Source organism: Peribacillus sp. NPDC076916 (assembly GCF_050269675.1).
GTDB lineage: Bacteria > Bacillota > Bacilli > Bacillales > DSM-1321 > Peribacillus > Peribacillus aracenensis.
Window position 1 is genome coordinate 54,221 of record NZ_JBNNIU010000001.1, and the last position, 16,061, is coordinate 70,281.

Genomic DNA, 16,061 nt, shown 5'->3' on the forward strand with positions numbered 1-16,061 from the left:
AATTCCCGTTCATAATTTCCCAATGAATTCATTATAACCGATGTTCAAAAAACATGACAACACTTACCATTTTCAGAGGGACATTTTCATATAATTCAAAAAAAACAACCTATTATGTAAGAGATCCTTTGTACTTTTATCCAGTTTCAATCGATAATAAAAAAATTTAAATAGAAATCGGAAAGGATATCCCATTCATTTACATCATTATGTAAAAACAAGCCAATCTTCAACGATCAGCTTGTTCCGTGTCATTTTATTTATTTAATACCTTAGTTAATGCAAGGCGCTCCTGTTCCGTCAATGGCACGATTGGAAGTCTCACCGAGCCAACGTCAATTCCATTTAACTGAAGCGCTGTTTTGACAGGTGCAGGGCTTGGCGCTGCAAACAAACCTTTTATAAGCGGTAACAGTTCCTGATGCAGCCTCGCTGCCTCTTTCAAATTCCCACTGATGAAGGCCTCCACTATTTTCTGCAACTCATTACCGGCAATATGTGAAGCAACCGAAACTACACCCACACCACCAATAGCCAATACTGGGAGTGTTAATGCGTCGTCCCCACTATATAACGCAAAATCTTCATCCGTGCCGGCTATGATTTGGGTCATAGCGTTTAAATCCCCGCTCGCTTCTTTAACGGCTACGATATTAGGAATTTTTGAAAGGCGGATGATCGTTTCCGGTTCAATGTTAACCGAAGCGCGCCCAGGGATATTATATACCATAACAGGGAGAGTCGTACTGGCAGCAATAGCCTTAAAATGCTGGTACAGACCTTCTTGATTTGTTTTACTATAATACGGGGCCACCAGCATTATCGCATCTGCGCCATTTTGTTCCGCTTTTTTTGTCAACTCGATGGAAGCATACGTATTGTTGCTTCCTGTCCCCATGATGATGGGCACACGTTTTTCTACAACCTTAGAAACATGACGCAATAACGCAATTTTCTCCTCCGAAGATAAAGTTGGAGATTCCCCTGTCGTTCCCGAAAGCACAAGCGAATCGGTTCCATTCTTTAATAAATAATTAACCAATGAAGTCGTCTTTTGAAAATCGACATTTCCCTTGCCATCGAAAGGGGTGACCATTGCGGTTGATACTCTACCAAATATCATCATCTAACACCTCTTTAATTTTTAAAACCTTTATTCAATAAAAAGCCAAATCATTGGACTTCCCTTTCATGCAATTGAAATGCATAGTGCAGGGAATTAACAGCTTCTATTAAATCTTCCTCTTTCACGAGTACCCAAATTGTCGTATGGCTATCCGCAGACTGGAGAATGGCAATTTCCTTTTCGGAAAGCGCTGTGACAATCTTCGCTGCAACGCCTGGCACTCCATTTATACCTGCACCGACTACTGAAACCTTGGCACAATTTCTTTCAATGACCGGTTCATGACCAAGCTCGGCCAAAATCGAGAGGGCATGTTCTGTCATCTCTTCCGAAACGGTATACACTACGCCGCTTGGATATATATTTATAAAGTCCACTGAAATAGAGGCATTGGCCATTGCTTTGAAAACTTCTGCCTGCAGATTATATTGATCTTTTTTCGCACGTACCTTGATTTGAGTGATCTTTGGTACATGGGCAATCCCGGTCACGAGCCTTTCACGTATGTCACTGCCCTGGCTTCCCTTGTTCATGCTTGTAACAAGGGTCCCCAAACCTTCACTGTATGTTGACCTTATCCGAATAGGGACTTTCGCCTGCATCGCAATTTCAACAGCTCGCGGATGAATGACCTTCGCCCCTTGATATGCCATATTGCAAACTTCCGTATATGAAACGATAGATAATGGACGAGCTTGATCGGCAATACGTGGATCTGCCGTCATGATTCCTTCCACATCCGTAAAAATATCGACCCGTTCAGCTTGCAATGCTGCGCCTAATGCAGCGGCAGAAGTATCACTTCCACCACGGCCGATGGTCGTGATGTCGCCGTTTTTAGCCGCTCCCTGGAAGCCTGCTACAACGACTACATCCTTCACCTCAAGTTCCTTCATGAGACGGTCGCATTTCATTTCGATAATTTTCGCACTTGAATAGTCGGTATTCGTCAAGAATCCCGCTTGAGCTCCAGTATAAGCGACCGCATCAATACCATGTTCCAAGAGCATGTTCGTGAATATGACAGATGATATCGTTTCTCCAACTGACATAAGTAAATCCTGTTCCCGTTTTGAAAGGCTGGCTTTCGCTCCATTTACTAGGGAAAGTAAGGTATCCGTTGCATAAGGATCGCCTTTTCTTCCCATTGCTGAAACCACAACCACCACTTTATAGCCTTCTTTGATCGCATTTTCAATATGCCCCTTGGCAAATAAACGGCTTTCCTCATCGCGAACGGATGTCCCACCGTACTTCTGGACGATAATTTTCATAATATGCACCCCAAATATAAGCCAGCTTCCCAATCCGGGAAGCTGACAAAAACTCTCTATCCTATTGGAATTTAATTTTTTTCTAGTTATTAAAAATAAATTATTACTTAACGGTAACCAAACCTAATTTTAAAAGGCTCTCAGCAATTTGAACTGAATTCCAAGCTGCTCCTTTTAATAGATTATCGGAAACCACCCATAAATGGAAGCCTTTATCTTCATCCAAATCTTTGCGAATCCGACCGACGAATACATCATTCTTGCCGACGGATGAAGCAGGCGTAGGGTAAACTTGTCGCTCAGGTTCATCTTCTAACACTATTCCAGGTGCCGTTTTCATTAAATCCTTGATTTGAGAAGCCGCTATGCCTTCTTTTTCAACTTCAATGTATACAGATTCCGAATGACCTGTTACAACAGGAAGCCTCACACAAGTTGCAGCCACTGGAAGGTCTTGCATATGCATGATTTTCTTTGTTTCATTAATCATTTTCATCTCTTCGAATGTGTACCCGTTATCTTGGAATTTATCGATTTGGGGAATGACGTTAAATGCGATTTGATAATGCTTTTCGTCCCCTTTTACCGGTAAAATCTTCGGATCTATTTCTTTTTCATCAAGCAAGTCGCGAGCCTGTTCCTTTAATTCATTTATCGCTGCTGCACCTGCACCGGAGACAGCCTGATAGGTTGAAACAACAATTTTTGATAAGCCGTACGTCTCGCGGATCGGTTCTAATGCCACAACCATTTGGATAGTTGAACAATTCGGGTTTGCAATGATCCCATTATGCTGTTTCAAGTCTTCTTCATTTACTTCAGGAACGACTAGCGGAACATTTTCATCCATGCGGAATGCGCTCGTATTATCCACTACTATCGCACCGCGTTTCACTGCTTCTGGAGCCAATTCCTTAGACACGCTTCCTCCAGCACTGAATAAAGCGATATCTATGCCTTCAAAGCTTTCAGGTTTTGCTTCCTGCACTTCGATTTCCTCGCCCTTAAACGTAAGTTTGATTCCAGCGGAACGAGCCGATGATAAAAAGATGATTTTCTTTATCGGTAAGTCCCTTTGTTCGAGTGTTGAAATCATTTGTTGTCCTACTGCTCCAGTTGCTCCCACAACTGCAATACGCAATCCCTGTGTCTCAGTCATTTATCCATACTCCTTTTCTATCTCTTAAATTAGTTATTTACTGGATTTACTGCTTCTTGTTCAGAATATCATTTATTTTATCACATTAACATTCCAAAGGGTCGCACTTTAACAAAATATTCTGGTAGTGGAGTGGTTTTTCATAACTTCAACCTACAAATTTATGCATATATGTTAGTCGTTAGAATGCGGGATGGAGGCAGAAATACTTGTTCAGACTAAATCATCCTTGAACCTTTCGACGATGACAGGTTGAATCTGTTCCCTTTCCAGTGCAGCTATGATCGTATCCCTTATCATGCTCATCCTTGCAACCATGGAACTTGGTTTGCCTTTGGGATTATCCTGGCCATATGGAACGAAATAAATATCTTTTGCAGCCATCAGCCTCATTAGATTGACACCATTTAACCCAAGTGCATCATTCGTTGAAATCGCGACCACGACCGGACGGTGATTTCTCATCGTCGCTTTTGCAGCCATAAGTACTGGCGAATCGGTAAGAGCATTTGCCATCTTACTCATTGAGTTACCCGTTAAAGGAGCGATCACCATGCAATCAAGTGGCAATTTAGGTCCTAAAGGCTCTGCTTTGACGATTGTATCAACGACATGATTCCCCGTCAATTTTTCTATTCTTTCGACCCAATCCTCGCCCTTTCCAAAACGGGTTTCCGTGTTTTGAACTGTCGATGTTACGATTGGAATGACTTCCGCCCCTTCATCTACAAGTTTTTCTATTTCCGGGAACACTTCATCATATGTGCAATGTGATCCTGTTAATCCGAAACCAATCCGTTTACCTTTGAGACTCATATCTTTTTCCCCTTCCTTTTCGTGAACTCACCTTGTATCAATAGTCCCAGTGCATTCGCTAATATCTGACCAGCTGTTTTCGGGGCAACTATTCCCGGCAGGCTTGGTGCCAACAGCGCCTTAATTCCCCTTTTTTCAGCGTAACGAAAATCCGTTCCCCCCGGTTTTGAAGCAAGGTCGATGATTAATGTATGAACGGGCATTTTAGCTATAACTTGTGCAGTAATTATCGGAAAAGGAATCGTATTGATACATATATCAACATTTTTCATTTCAGCAGCAAGATCATTTAAATGAAAAGGGGCTAATGCCATTTCACTGATCCTCGCAATATCTTCGCTTTTTCTTGCCCCTACCTTCACTTTTGCTCCCAGTGCATGGAATGACCGGGCTACACTCATACCGACCCTTCCCAGTCCGAGAACGGCTACATTCGATCCATGGATCGTAAAATCCGTATGTTGAATGGCCATCATGATCGTACCCTCAACAGTTGGAATCGAATTATAAATAGCCACATCATCACGTTCGAACAATAGTACAAGTTTGCGATCCACTTTCTTGAATATCCCATCGAGGTAATCGTTACTGATTCCTGCATAAAAAGTGCAATGTGCCGGGGTCTCTTTTATCATTTCTTCAGTTAAAACAACCTCTTCACTGGAAAAAATCGTTTCTACTTTCCCATCTGAATCGGTGCCCCGGACAGGTAGGATAACTGAATCTATTTCCTTGAAATTTATATCCTCCATTTTTTCCTTAACCGCTCCGGTAAAAGCATGGTCGAGCTGTTCAAAACCTACCAATAATAGCTTTGCATCAAGCTCTGTCAGTTTACGGACAACTTCAAGCTGACGCGCATCTCCACCAATTACAGCGATTTGCATGCCTGTGAGCATTAAAACCGTCACCTTCTTTATATAAAAGATCCTAAACATTCCTTGCCCTGCGATACAATCCCTTCAGGAAGCAATTCGGTTTTTGCTACATTCTCTAGTTACCCTGCCATCTTATGTTTTTAGTTAAAAAACGGTGATAAGAAATCAAAAAACGCCTTAGCTATTGCCAGCTAAGGCGTTTTCGGGATTGCATTTCGTGAAATTCCAAGGAGTAGGCGCGAGCATCCTCATCCATCCATTTGCTCTCCGTCTTTAAGTGAAAGTCCTTCTTGAAAATCAATGATGACCATATCCGCACCGATTTTTTTTATGTGATCCCATGGCACTCTTATTTCACTGCCACTCCTTAAAAGGCCGAACCATTTGACAGATGGGATGATCAACGAGGTAATTTGTCCAGTTTCATCTATTTCCAAATCCGTCTGACCAAGGATTCCTAATCTTTCCGCCCTATTCACATCGACTATTTCCTTACCGCTCAGTTCGCTTAACCTCATATTTGGTTCCCCCTTTTTCGTCTTCTATTCAATCTATATCCGAAAAAGGTAAACTTAGAAGGCCTTTATCCAAATATTGTCCAAAACACTGGCCCCTCCCACATTCAAAGAAAAAAAGCCTGACCTCCCTTTAAAAAAAGGAAGGTACAGGCTTAATCGTCATTATTTGTCCCAGTTTTCCAGCGGGCTCACTAATGACAAGGAATGTTCCGTAAAGATCTGATTTGCCAATTCATTGACGGTATCCTCTGTCACTTCGTCTATCTTGATGATGATATCATCTAGGGTACGGTGCTCACCTAACATTAGCTCATTTTTTCCGTTCCGGCTCATGCGGCTATTCGTGCTTTCAAGGCTGAGCATCAAACTTCCTTTAAGTTGCTCTTTACTATTACGTAATTCCTTTTCCGTAATGCCATCCCTTTTTAAAGTATCCAATGTTTCCTGAATGGTTTCATACAGGCTGTCAAGCTGGTTTGTGCCTGTCCCCCCATATACTGTCACCATTCCGCTATCTTGATAGCTGGAATGATAGGAATAGACGGAATAAGCAAGGCCGCGTTGCTCCCTGACGTCCTGGAATAGGCGGCTACTCATGCTTCCCCCAAGAATATTATTTAAGGTAATCAGGCTGTATGTTTTATCATTGCCGATTTCCAACCCTTTGTAACCAAGGCATAAGTGGGCTTGTTCCGTATCTTTTTTACGGGTAATCCTATTTTCATGGAAGGAAGGTTTGACCAATTCAAGACGGTCTTCCCCTCCTTGATACGAGCCGAAGTAGTTTTCGACCTCCTGAATCAATTTTTCATCCACATTCCCAGCAATGGACACTACTACTTTATCGGGTGTGTACATGTCATGCACGTATTTTTTTAATGTATCACTATTGAAGGTTTCAAGCGTATTTTCCGTTCCAAGTATAGGATAGCCAAGGGGATGGTTTTCATATACCGCCTTGCTTAAAAGGTCATGGACAATATCATCTGGTGTGTCTTCGTACATTTTGATTTCTTCGTAGACGACATTTTTTTCTTTTTTCAATTCTTCCCCATCAAATGTTGAGTTGAAGAACATATCAGCAAGGATTTCAAGCGCATAGCTTGCATGGTTATCCATTACTTTAGCATAGTAGCATGTATACTCTTTTGAAGTGAATGCATTAACCTGTCCGCCAATACTATCGAACGACTCAGCAATTTCACGCGCATTTCTCGTAGTTGTCCCTTTGAAGAACATATGCTCCAGGAAATGTGAAACCCCATTCAATTCTGGTGTTTCATTTCTTGAACCTGTTTTGATCCATACGCCAATTGCTGCTGAGCGTACTGTCGGAATATTTTCCAATACAATTCTAACTCCATTTTGACACGTGTATTTCTTAATCAACTAACATTCCTCCCAATCATTCTATGCTGCTTTCGTTACCAATGTTTTATGGATTCGATCGCTCTTCATCTACTGCTTCCGAAAGTGTAACAACATCTAAATCTTTCTTTTTTATTTCAATTATTAACGTCTCCAATGATTTTGCAGTAGATTCCGTCGGATGCATCAATATAAATGCTCCAGGGTGTATCTTAGAAAGCACTCTTTGTTGAAGGACTTCAGGGCTTGGCTTTTGCCAGTCGATCGTATCCACACTCCACATGGCGGTCTCCATACCGAAAGAATCGGCGATTTTCACCGTTTCATCCCGGTAGCTTCCACTAGGTGGTGCGAACCATTTCATTTTCAAACCTGTCACCGCTTCAATGACTTCATTCGTTTTTCGAATTTCCTCACGTGTAGCTTGTGCGGATATGTTTTTCATATCGGGATGTGAATAAGAATGATTTCCAATTTCATGCCCGCCGCCCATAATCATCTTGGCCAAATCAGGATTTTTCTTGGTCCAATTCCCTTCAAGGAAAAAAGTTGCCTTGACATTATTCTTTTTTAACACGGCCAACATATCTTGTAAGTATTCATTCCCCCAGGCCACATTGATTAAAAATGAAACCACTGGCTTTTCGGGGTGGGCCCGGTAAATCGGAGCCGGATCCAGATCCTCCATATGAATCTTTGCAGGGACCTGCTCAAATACCAGCTTATCCTTATCGAACACGCCCTCCTTCTTCATGGCTTTATACGATTCATCAATATTTACCTTCAGGCCGTTATATGCAGGCACGGTTTTCCAAACAGAATCTATTCGTGCATCCTGTGGTGCAATCTCATATTTTTTTGTTGATTCTTTTATTTGTAAAAGAAGCTCGTCTTCTTGCTTCATTGAAGCAACTGAATCATTGGTTAATTGGGTCAAATAAACTTGTGTATATGGATTTTGCACTAATAACCATGATATACCTGCAATGGCACTTATCGCAACTATCTGCTTCCATTTATTATTCATTTTTTACGCCCCCTTCATACCAAAATGTATGAAGAAAACGGACAAGGTAGAACATGACATGCTTATAACGCCATCGCGATATCGATATTCCAATATTTTTAAACAAAAAAAGCATGCAGATTCACAAGGAATCGCATGCCGGATTTTCATTTTCCATTACGATTGAGAAGGATTGGCTGCCTCTTTTTGCTCTTTCAAGACCGCTTTACGGGAAAGGTTTACCCTTCCTTGCTTATCGATCTCAGTAACTTTGACCAATAATTCATCGCCAAGTGAAACGACATCTTCCACTTTTCCGACTCTTTCTTCAGCCAGTTCAGAAATATGTACCAAACCGTCTTTACCATTGAAGATCTCAACGAAGGCACCGAACTTTTCGATACGTTTAACTTTACCTAAGTATAGTTCACCCACGACGACTTCACGTACGATATCCTCAATGATTTTCTTCGCCTTTTGAATCATTGGTTCATCAGTAGAAGATATGAATACCGTTCCATCCTGTTCGATGTCAATTTTCACGCCAGTTTCTTCAATGATTTTGTTGATATGTTTTCCGCTCGGTCCAATTACATCACGGATTTTATCCGGATTTATGGACATTGTAACGATTTTTGGAGCATATTTGGACAACTGCTCACGCGGTTGATTGATTGTTGACATCATTGATTCTAAAATATGCATCCGGCCATGTTTGGCTTGTAGTAAAGCTTCTTCAAGAATCTCTCTCGAAAGACCCTCGATCTTAATATCCATTTGCAGGGCAGTAACACCTTTTGAAGTCCCTGCGACTTTAAAGTCCATGTCCCCCAGATGATCTTCCATACCTTGAATATCCGTTAAGATTGTATAGTGCTCACCTGTTTTGACAAGACCCATAGCAATACCGGCAACTGGAGCTTTCAATGGAACACCGGCATCCATCATTGCCAAAGTGCTTGCACAGATACTTGCTTGTGATGTTGAACCGTTTGATTCAAGGACTTCAGAAACAAGTCTGATTGTATATGGGAAGTCTTTATCGTTTGGAATCACAGGCTCCAATGCTCTTTCACCAAGTGCACCATGACCGATTTCACGGCGTCCTGCCCCACGGATAGGGCCAGTTTCACCAACACTGAAATGCGGGAAATTATAGTGGTGCATAAAACGTTTTGACTCTTCGGTACCAAGTCCGTCCAGAATCTGCACATCACCAAGAGCACCTAATGTACAGATGGATAGCGCTTGGGTTTGTCCGCGCGTGAACAATCCGGAACCATGAGTACGAGGCAGAATAGTAACCTCTGATGATAATGGTCTGATTTCGTCAGGATTACGGCCATCCGGACGTACTTTTTCTTCCGTAATTAAACGGCGGACTTCGGATTTCACCAATTTATTCAGGATTTCTTTGATTTGCTTTAATTTTTCTTCATCAGTCTCTTCTTCATAATGAACCAACACACGATCTTTTACTGCTTTGATGGCGTCTTCACGAGCATGTTTTTCCTGAACTTGTACGGCTTTGTTCAAGTCTGCTTCACATAGTCCTTTCACTTCTGCTTCCAGTTCAGCATCCACTTGATATAAAGTGACCTGCATTTTCTCCTTGCCGATTTCAGCAACGATTTTCTCTTGGAATGCAATGATCTTCTTGATTTCATCATGTCCAAACATGATTGCTTCAAGCATGGTTTCCTCTGGTACTTCATTTGCTCCGGCTTCAACCATGTTGATAGCATCTTTAGTGCCGGCAACCGTCAGATTGATGTCACTTTTGGCTAGTTGGTCAACAGTAGGGTTAATAATGAATTCATTGTTGATTCTCCCTACTACAACTCCAGCAATTGGACCTTCGAACGGAATATCGGAAACTGAAAGTGCAAGGGAAGAACCTAGCATGGCTGCCATTTCCGTAGAGCAATCTTGATCGACACTCATGACCATGCTGATGATCTGAACATCGTTCCTGAAGCCATCTGCGAAAAGCGGACGGATTGGACGATCGATTAAGCGGCTTGCAAGAATTGCCCTTTCACTTGGTCGTCCTTCACGTTTTATGAAGCCTCCCGGAATTTTACCGACTGCATAAAGTCTTTCTTCATAGTTCACTGTCAAAGGAAAGAAGTCGACATTTCTAGGTTCCTTTGAAGCTGTTGCAGTACTTAATACAGCAGTTTCTCCATAACGGACTAAAACTGCCCCGTTCGCTTGTTTGGCTAATTGCCCTATCTCTACCGTTACATTACGGCCGGCCCAGTCAAATGAATACGTATGTTTTTCCTGTCCCATTTATTAAACCCCTCTCTGAATCTTCACTTAGAGGCTTAGTTTACCTAAACCTGTATTGGATTAAATCATTTATATGTGAAAGTAACTAAACTCGAGTTAAAACCAAACTATTCCTATTATGCACGAAAAAAACAAGCATTAACAGTAAAATGAATAAAAATTTCATTCATTTGATTATGTATATCCTGATCATTTATAAATGGAAAAGGACCCGGCTCCTGCCGAGTCCCAAGGACGAAGGCCCAGCCTTAAGTAGAATACGTCCAAATCATTTGATTAACATCAAAAAAGCGGGAAATTTCCCGCCTTCCTGAAAAAATTATCTACGTAGACCTAATTTGTTAATTAGTGTACGGTAACGAGTAACGTCTTTGTTACGTAGGTAAGTTAAAAGGTTACGACGTTTACCTACCATTTTTAGAAGACCGCGACGTGAATGGTGGTCTTTTTTGTGTGTGCGTAAGTGACCGTTCAAGTTGTTGATTTCTTCTGTTAATACTGCGATTTGAACTTCTGGAGATCCAGTGTCAGTATCGTGAGTTCTGAACTCAGCGATAAGTTCGTTTTTGCGTACTTGTGTAATTGCCATGTTATTATTCCTCCTAAAATTCTGTAAAATCACCTATTACCGAGCCAGCGTCGGAGTCTCGACTAGCCAAGCAATGGTTATTTTCATACATACAATAGAATACATGTTTTTCATTAAAATTGCAAGTCTTGTCTTTTATGCTTCAAGCTTTGCAAAATAGGCTATTGCATTTTGCTTATCCGTTTCAATCTGAGCGACCAATGCTTCAAGTCCGGAAAATTTCTGTTCACTCCGAAGTCTTGTATGCCATTCCACCGATACCTGGTTGCCATAAATATCTCCCGAGAACTCCAATGCATGAACCTCTACAGTGGGATACTTAGGTTTCTCTTCGTGGAACGTAGGCTTGTAGCCAACATTGCAAACTCCATTATACCATTTACCGCTTATTTTGATCCTGACGGCATATACGCCTGAAGCAGGGAAGATATAATCGTCACTTACTTCAATATTAGCGGTGGGGAAACCCAGCTTCCTGCCCCGCTTTTCACCGTGAACGACATGACCTTTCGTTAAATAGCGGCGGCCAGCCAAATGATAAAAGTCGGAAAAGTTGCCATTTCCGAGAGTTTCCCTGATTCTCGTCGAGCTAACCTTTTCATCTTCAAGTGTCTGTTTTTCAACGACTGTCTGCGAAAACCTTCCCTGTGCGTAAACAGGCAAATCCTCCATCGTCCCTTGACCATAGCGGCCGTATGAATAATCAAAGCCTGCAACTACGTGACGGACATTCAGCCCGGCAATGTATTCGTCAACGAACCGCTCCGGCAGTACCGAAGCAAATTCCTTGCTGAAATGGACAATGAATAAATAATCGATCTCCATCGACTCTATGATATCCACCTTATCTTCAAGTGGAGTGATATAGCGGATATTTTCCGTTTTCCTACCCAGTACTGCAGAAGGATGCGGGTCAAATGTCATGACTGCTGATTTAAGATTCATTTCATCGGCTTTTTTCTTGGCGGTTTGAATAACAATCTGATGACCTTTATGTATCCCATCAAAAAATCCAAGCGCCATTACAAGCTCGGGAAAATCATCCGAATTAAATTGATGAGGATGCTCTATTGCGATCACTTTCACCTTTCAATCTCCTCTTTCCGGCGGTAAAACGGTCTATAATTCTTGTGCCAATACTTTTACAGGTTTAATTAATCCCACTTTTGTCGGATGTATTTGATAAATGGCAATGGCCTTATCTGCTGGATCGACCATCACAAAAGGCTTTCCTTTTTCAACAACAACATCCTTTGTTTGTTCCAATACCGCACCGTTAAGTACTTTCTTTGCTACTTTATCACTAATCTGAAATTTGGGCAAATGAAATAATCCCAGCTCCAAAGGCAACAGAAATTCATCCGTTTGTCCACTTTCCATGAACTCTTCCACTTCAGCAAATGTAAAACAGTCCTCCTGCTTAAAACCTGCTGATTCAATACGTGTCAAGTCTGACATATGGGCAGGAAAACCCAGTTCTTCACCCATCATGACTGCAAGCGTCCGTATATACGTTCCTTTGCTGCATTTGACGCGAAAACGAAAAGAAATGGTTTCCCCTTTAAATTCAGAACGATCATCAAGAAGGGTAATTTCATGGATGGTGACCTCCCTTGTCGGCCTCTCCACTTCTATCCCTGCACGGGCATATTCATATAACTTTTTCCCGTTTACTTTTACCGCCGAAAACATTGGCGGCGTCTGTTCAATTGTTCCAGTCAATGATTCCAGCACTTCAAGAATCCGTTTACGCTGAATCACTTGATCAATCTTTTTCTCTTCCACTTTTTCACCGCTTGCGTCTTCAGTTGTCGTTGAAAAACCAAGGGTCACTTCACCTTCATACGCTTTACCGGCTTCTGTCAAATATTCGGCTATTTTAGTTGCCCTGCCAATACAAATAGGCAAAACCCCTGTTACATCAGGATCTAAAGTACCTGTGTGCCCAACCTTTTTTGTCTTTAAAATCTTTCTTAATTTAAAAACACAATCATGGGATGTCAATCCCTTGGGTTTCCATAATGGAAGAATACCGTTCACGCTTTCACCTCATCATTTATAAAACACCCTAAACTATTATCATAAAGCAAAATGAATTCCAATTCCGAAAGGTGTTTTTCCTTTTTCAAAAAAAAGAGACCGACTTCAAGAAGTGCAAAGCACTTATTGAGTCGGCCTCCTTTTACTGCTTGCTTATTCCTCGTCTTTTTCAGCCGGTTTATCCTCTGAATTGATTTGGGAAATCAACGACTCGATGCGATTACCATAATCGACCGATTCATCAAATTCAAAAAACAGCTCAGGGGTTTTGCGCAGGCGGATTCTCTGCCCAATTTCTGAACGCATGAATCCTTTCGCCTTAGCAAGACCTTGCAGGGTTTTCTCCCTTTGTTCCTGGTCACCCAAAACGGAAATATAAACTGTTGCCTGTTGTAAATCGCCTGTAACCGCGACATCCGTCACTGTTACAAATCCGATTCTTGGATCTTTAATTTTTCGGCCGATAATTTCACTCAGCTCTTTTTTCATTTGTTCGCCAACACGATTTGAACGAAGGCTCATAATATCACCTCGATAGCCTAAAGCCAGTCTATATCTGTTATTGTTCGCTCTAGTTCCGGAAAAGAATCTAGAAATTTAAGGGCATTTTGAAGTTCCCGTTCAGTGGCCTTCCTTGAGGATGTTACGGTTACGATAGTAATCTTTGTCCGCTGCCATAAATCCTGAAAATCGGTCTCTGCTACAGAAATATTGAACTTCTGCTTAAGCCGTGTCATGACACGCTGAAGCACTGCCCTCTTTTCTTTCAAAGAATGGGTGTCATGGATGATGCATTCACATTGGACAGAGCCAACGATCATTTACGTTCGATCTCTTCCATTACATACGCTTCAATTACATCGCCTTCTTTAAGGTCGTTGTAATTTTTAATCGTAATACCGCACTCATAGTTCGTTGCCACTTCTTTTACATCATCTTTAAAACGTTTCAATGCATCAATTTCACCTTCGTAAATGACGACACCTTCACGAATTAAGCGAATTCCGCTATCACGTGTAATTTTTCCTTCTGTAACGTAAGAACCGGCAATCGTACCCACTTTGGATACTTTGAAAGTCGTACGAACTTCAGCCTGACCGATAATTTTTTCTTCGAATTCAGGGTCAAGCATCCCTTTCATAGCCGACTCGATCTCTTCGATCGCTTTATAGATGATGCGGTGAAGACGGACATCAACATTTTCTGATTCAGCTGCACGCTTCGCATTCACATCAGGACGGACGTTGAATCCGATGACGATTGCATTCGAAGCTGTAGCAAGGATGATGTCAGACTCTGTAATGGCACCGACGCCAATGTGTATGATTTTAACTTTAGCGCCTTCCACTTCTATTTTATTCAGGGAAGCGGCCACTGCTTCCGCAGAACCTTGAACATCAGCTTTTAGAATGATGTTCAATTCTTTGATTTCCCCTTCTTTCATTTGCTCGAATAATGTATCCAGGGTTACACGGGATTTCTCATTACGTTGTGAAGCAAGTTGTCTCTGTGCACGCACTTCCCCAACTTGACGGGCCGTTTTCTCATCTTCAAAGACGATGAAGCGATCGCCGGCCTGTGGCACTTCGTTCAATCCAGTGATTTCAACCGGTGTTGAAGGACCTGCATCCTTAACACGGCGTCCAAGATCGTTGACCATAGCACGGACACGTCCGAATGTATTACCGATAACAATCGGATCACCGATTTTCAACGTTCCGTTTTGAACAAGCAAAGTGGCAACCGATCCGCGCCCTTTGTCCAACCGTGCTTCGATAACCGTTCCATTTGCTTTACGGGATGGATTCGCTTTATACTCCTCCACTTCACTTACAAGAAGAATCATTTCAAGCAAGCTATCGATACCCTCACCGTTTTTAGCTGAAATTGGTACGAAAATTGTATCCCCGCCCCATGCTTCAGAAACTAAACCATGCTCTGTCAATTCTTGCATGACGCGGTCTGGATTAGCTGCTTCTTTATCCATCTTATTAACAGCGACGATAATTGGAACTTCCGCTGCTTTAGCATGGTTAATCGCTTCAATCGTTTGAGGCATTACACCATCATCCGCTGCTACGACCAAGATTGTGATATCCGTAACCTGAGCTCCACGGGCACGCATCGTTGTAAACGCAGCATGTCCTGGTGTATCAAGGAAAGTGATTTTTTTGTCGTTAACTTTAACTTGATATGCACCGATATGCTGAGTGATCCCGCCTGCTTCGCCTTCTGTTACTTTCGTATGGCGAATAGAATCAAGCAATGTCGTTTTACCATGGTCAACGTGGCCCATGATCGTCACGACAGCCGGACGCTCAATCAAATCTTCAGAAGCATCCTCAGTGACAAGTGACTCAAGGTCAGTTAGGTCAACACGAATCTCTTCTTCAGCCAATACACCATATTCCGCACAGATCAATTCAATAGCATCTTTATCCAAAGTTTGGTTAATTGTAGCCATCACACCAAGCATAAAGAGCTTTTTAATGATTTCAGACGGTTCACGGTGAAGTTTTTTACCAAGCTCCATAACCGTCAAAGACTCATAAAACGTAATTTTCTCTGGTAGTTCTCTTTCTTTACGTTTTGTAACAGGTGCCGCCGGCGCTTGTTGTCTTTGTTTATTATTTTTATTCTTGTTATTGCGGCCCTTGTTGAACTGACCTGTTGGTTTTTTCGTACCTACAGGTTTAACTGGTGGTTTCTTCTTCAGCTTTTCTTTATTGACTGTGCTCTTTTCATCCGCTTCAGCTTCGTACTTCGCGACTGTAGCGTTAGCTTTTGGTTCAGCAGCTTGGCTTTTATCTTCGTTTTTAGGTTTGATTGAATCGTTTAATTTATTTACAGTTGAATCGTCTAATGCTGTCATATGGTTTGTTACCTCTATATTCATTTCTTTAAGTTTATTTATTACATCCTTGCTTGAAACGTTCTTTTGTTTTGCATATTCATATACACGCAATTTTGTCATACGTTCACCCCCGTAAAA

Annotated in this window: 15 protein-coding genes; all 15 read right to left on the reverse strand. The window is 41.8% G+C overall.

Annotation, left to right across the window (positions count from 1 at the left end):
- Nucleotides 1–256: 256 nt before the first annotated feature.
- The 15 genes from dapA to infB all read right to left on the reverse strand — a co-directional run bounded on the left by dapA (nucleotide 257) and on the right by infB (nucleotide 16,043).
- Nucleotides 257–1,126, reverse strand: a complete 870-nt coding sequence (gene dapA, locus ACQKFG_RS00270) for a 4-hydroxy-tetrahydrodipicolinate synthase (protein ID WP_192204067.1) — start codon at nucleotides 1,124–1,126, stop codon at nucleotides 257–259.
- A gap of 47 nt (nucleotides 1,127–1,173) precedes the next feature.
- The gene (gene dapG / locus ACQKFG_RS00275; protein WP_192204066.1) at nucleotides 1,174–2,400 is read right to left on the reverse strand and encodes an aspartate kinase; all 1,227 of its coding nucleotides are present in this window, start codon (nucleotides 2,398–2,400) and stop codon (nucleotides 1,174–1,176) included.
- Between the two features lie 103 nt (nucleotides 2,401–2,503).
- Nucleotides 2,504–3,559 carry an aspartate-semialdehyde dehydrogenase gene (asd, locus tag ACQKFG_RS00280; RefSeq protein WP_192204065.1) on the reverse strand — a complete coding sequence of 352 codons (1,056 nt, stop codon included), beginning with the start codon at nucleotides 3,557–3,559 and terminating at the stop codon, nucleotides 2,504–2,506.
- 213 nt (nucleotides 3,560–3,772) lie between these two features.
- Complete coding sequence (locus ACQKFG_RS00285; protein ID WP_192204064.1) at nucleotides 3,773–4,375, reverse strand: dipicolinate synthase subunit B; 603 nt, start codon at nucleotides 4,373–4,375, stop codon at nucleotides 3,773–3,775.
- The gene (gene dpaA / locus ACQKFG_RS00290) at nucleotides 4,372–5,274 is read right to left on the reverse strand and encodes a dipicolinic acid synthetase subunit A (RefSeq protein ID WP_192204063.1); all 903 of its coding nucleotides are present in this window, start codon (nucleotides 5,272–5,274) and stop codon (nucleotides 4,372–4,374) included. Before dpaA ends, ACQKFG_RS00285 begins: the two co-directional genes overlap by 4 nt.
- A gap of 227 nt (nucleotides 5,275–5,501) precedes the next feature.
- Nucleotides 5,502–5,771 (reverse strand): YlmC/YmxH family sporulation protein, encoded by a 270-nt coding sequence (locus ACQKFG_RS00295; RefSeq protein ID WP_192204062.1) that lies wholly within the window; start codon nucleotides 5,769–5,771, stop codon nucleotides 5,502–5,504.
- 162 nt (nucleotides 5,772–5,933) lie between these two features.
- Nucleotides 5,934–7,160, reverse strand: a complete 1,227-nt coding sequence (locus ACQKFG_RS00300; protein ID WP_192204061.1) for a M16 family metallopeptidase — start codon at nucleotides 7,158–7,160, stop codon at nucleotides 5,934–5,936.
- A 46-nt stretch (nucleotides 7,161–7,206) separates the two neighbouring features.
- A complete protein-coding gene (locus ACQKFG_RS00305; RefSeq protein WP_192204060.1) occupies nucleotides 7,207–8,166 on the reverse strand; it encodes a polysaccharide deacetylase family protein in 960 nt (319 codons plus the stop codon).
- Nucleotides 8,167–8,322: 156 nt separating this feature from the next.
- Nucleotides 8,323–10,440, reverse strand: coding sequence for a polyribonucleotide nucleotidyltransferase (gene pnp / locus ACQKFG_RS00310; protein ID WP_283917425.1), 2,118 nt, complete (start codon nucleotides 10,438–10,440; stop codon nucleotides 8,323–8,325).
- Nucleotides 10,441–10,759: 319 nt separating this feature from the next.
- Nucleotides 10,760–11,029 (reverse strand): 30S ribosomal protein S15, encoded by a 270-nt coding sequence (gene rpsO / locus ACQKFG_RS00315; RefSeq protein ID WP_053345367.1) that lies wholly within the window; start codon nucleotides 11,027–11,029, stop codon nucleotides 10,760–10,762.
- Between the two features lie 135 nt (nucleotides 11,030–11,164).
- Nucleotides 11,165–12,115 (reverse strand): bifunctional riboflavin kinase/FAD synthetase, encoded by a 951-nt coding sequence (gene ribF, locus ACQKFG_RS00320; protein ID WP_427555402.1) that lies wholly within the window; start codon nucleotides 12,113–12,115, stop codon nucleotides 11,165–11,167.
- Between the two features lie 33 nt (nucleotides 12,116–12,148).
- Nucleotides 12,149–13,069, reverse strand: coding sequence for a tRNA pseudouridine(55) synthase TruB (gene truB / locus ACQKFG_RS00325; RefSeq protein WP_427555405.1), 921 nt, complete (start codon nucleotides 13,067–13,069; stop codon nucleotides 12,149–12,151).
- A gap of 153 nt (nucleotides 13,070–13,222) precedes the next feature.
- Nucleotides 13,223–13,591: a 30S ribosome-binding factor RbfA gene (rbfA, locus tag ACQKFG_RS00330; protein ID WP_034313607.1), complete on the reverse strand. Its 369-nt coding sequence runs from the start codon at nucleotides 13,589–13,591 to the stop codon at nucleotides 13,223–13,225.
- Between the two features lie 17 nt (nucleotides 13,592–13,608).
- Nucleotides 13,609–13,890: a DUF503 domain-containing protein gene (locus ACQKFG_RS00335; protein WP_057913375.1), complete on the reverse strand. Its 282-nt coding sequence runs from the start codon at nucleotides 13,888–13,890 to the stop codon at nucleotides 13,609–13,611.
- Nucleotides 13,887–16,043, reverse strand: a complete 2,157-nt coding sequence (infB, locus tag ACQKFG_RS00340; RefSeq protein WP_192204055.1) for a translation initiation factor IF-2 — start codon at nucleotides 16,041–16,043, stop codon at nucleotides 13,887–13,889. The genes ACQKFG_RS00335 and infB overlap by 4 nt, the downstream gene beginning before the upstream one ends.
- Nucleotides 16,044–16,061 lie beyond the last annotated feature (18 nt).

What these genes read in the sequence shown, in the direction of transcription:
- dapA (WP_192204067.1), bottom strand. Translation starts at nt 1,126, where the DNA reads ATGATGATATTTGGTAGAGTATCAACCGCAATGGTCACCCCTTTCGAT.
- dapG (WP_192204066.1), bottom strand. Translation starts at nt 2,400, where the DNA reads ATGAAAATTATCGTCCAGAAGTACGGTGGGACATCCGTTCGCGATGAG.
- asd (WP_192204065.1), bottom strand. Translation starts at nt 3,559, where the DNA reads ATGACTGAGACACAGGGATTGCGTATTGCAGTTGTGGGAGCAACTGGA.
- ACQKFG_RS00285 (WP_192204064.1), bottom strand. Translation starts at nt 4,375, where the DNA reads ATGAGTCTCAAAGGTAAACGGATTGGTTTCGGATTAACAGGATCACAT.
- dpaA (WP_192204063.1), bottom strand. Translation starts at nt 5,274, where the DNA reads ATGCTCACAGGCATGCAAATCGCTGTAATTGGTGGAGATGCGCGTCAG.
- ACQKFG_RS00295 (WP_192204062.1), bottom strand. Translation starts at nt 5,771, where the DNA reads ATGAGGTTAAGCGAACTGAGCGGTAAGGAAATAGTCGATGTGAATAGG.
- ACQKFG_RS00305 (WP_192204060.1), bottom strand. Translation starts at nt 8,166, where the DNA reads ATGAATAATAAATGGAAGCAGATAGTTGCGATAAGTGCCATTGCAGGT.
- pnp (WP_283917425.1), bottom strand. Translation starts at nt 10,440, where the DNA reads ATGGGACAGGAAAAACATACGTATTCATTTGACTGGGCCGGCCGTAAT.
- rpsO (WP_053345367.1), bottom strand. Translation starts at nt 11,029, where the DNA reads ATGGCAATTACACAAGTACGCAAAAACGAACTTATCGCTGAGTTCAGA.
- rbfA (WP_034313607.1), bottom strand. Translation starts at nt 13,591, where the DNA reads ATGAGCCTTCGTTCAAATCGTGTTGGCGAACAAATGAAAAAAGAGCTG.
- ACQKFG_RS00335 (WP_057913375.1), bottom strand. Translation starts at nt 13,890, where the DNA reads ATGATCGTTGGCTCTGTCCAATGTGAATGCATCATCCATGACACCCAT.
- infB (WP_192204055.1), bottom strand. Translation starts at nt 16,043, where the DNA reads ATGACAAAATTGCGTGTATATGAATATGCAAAACAAAAGAACGTTTCA.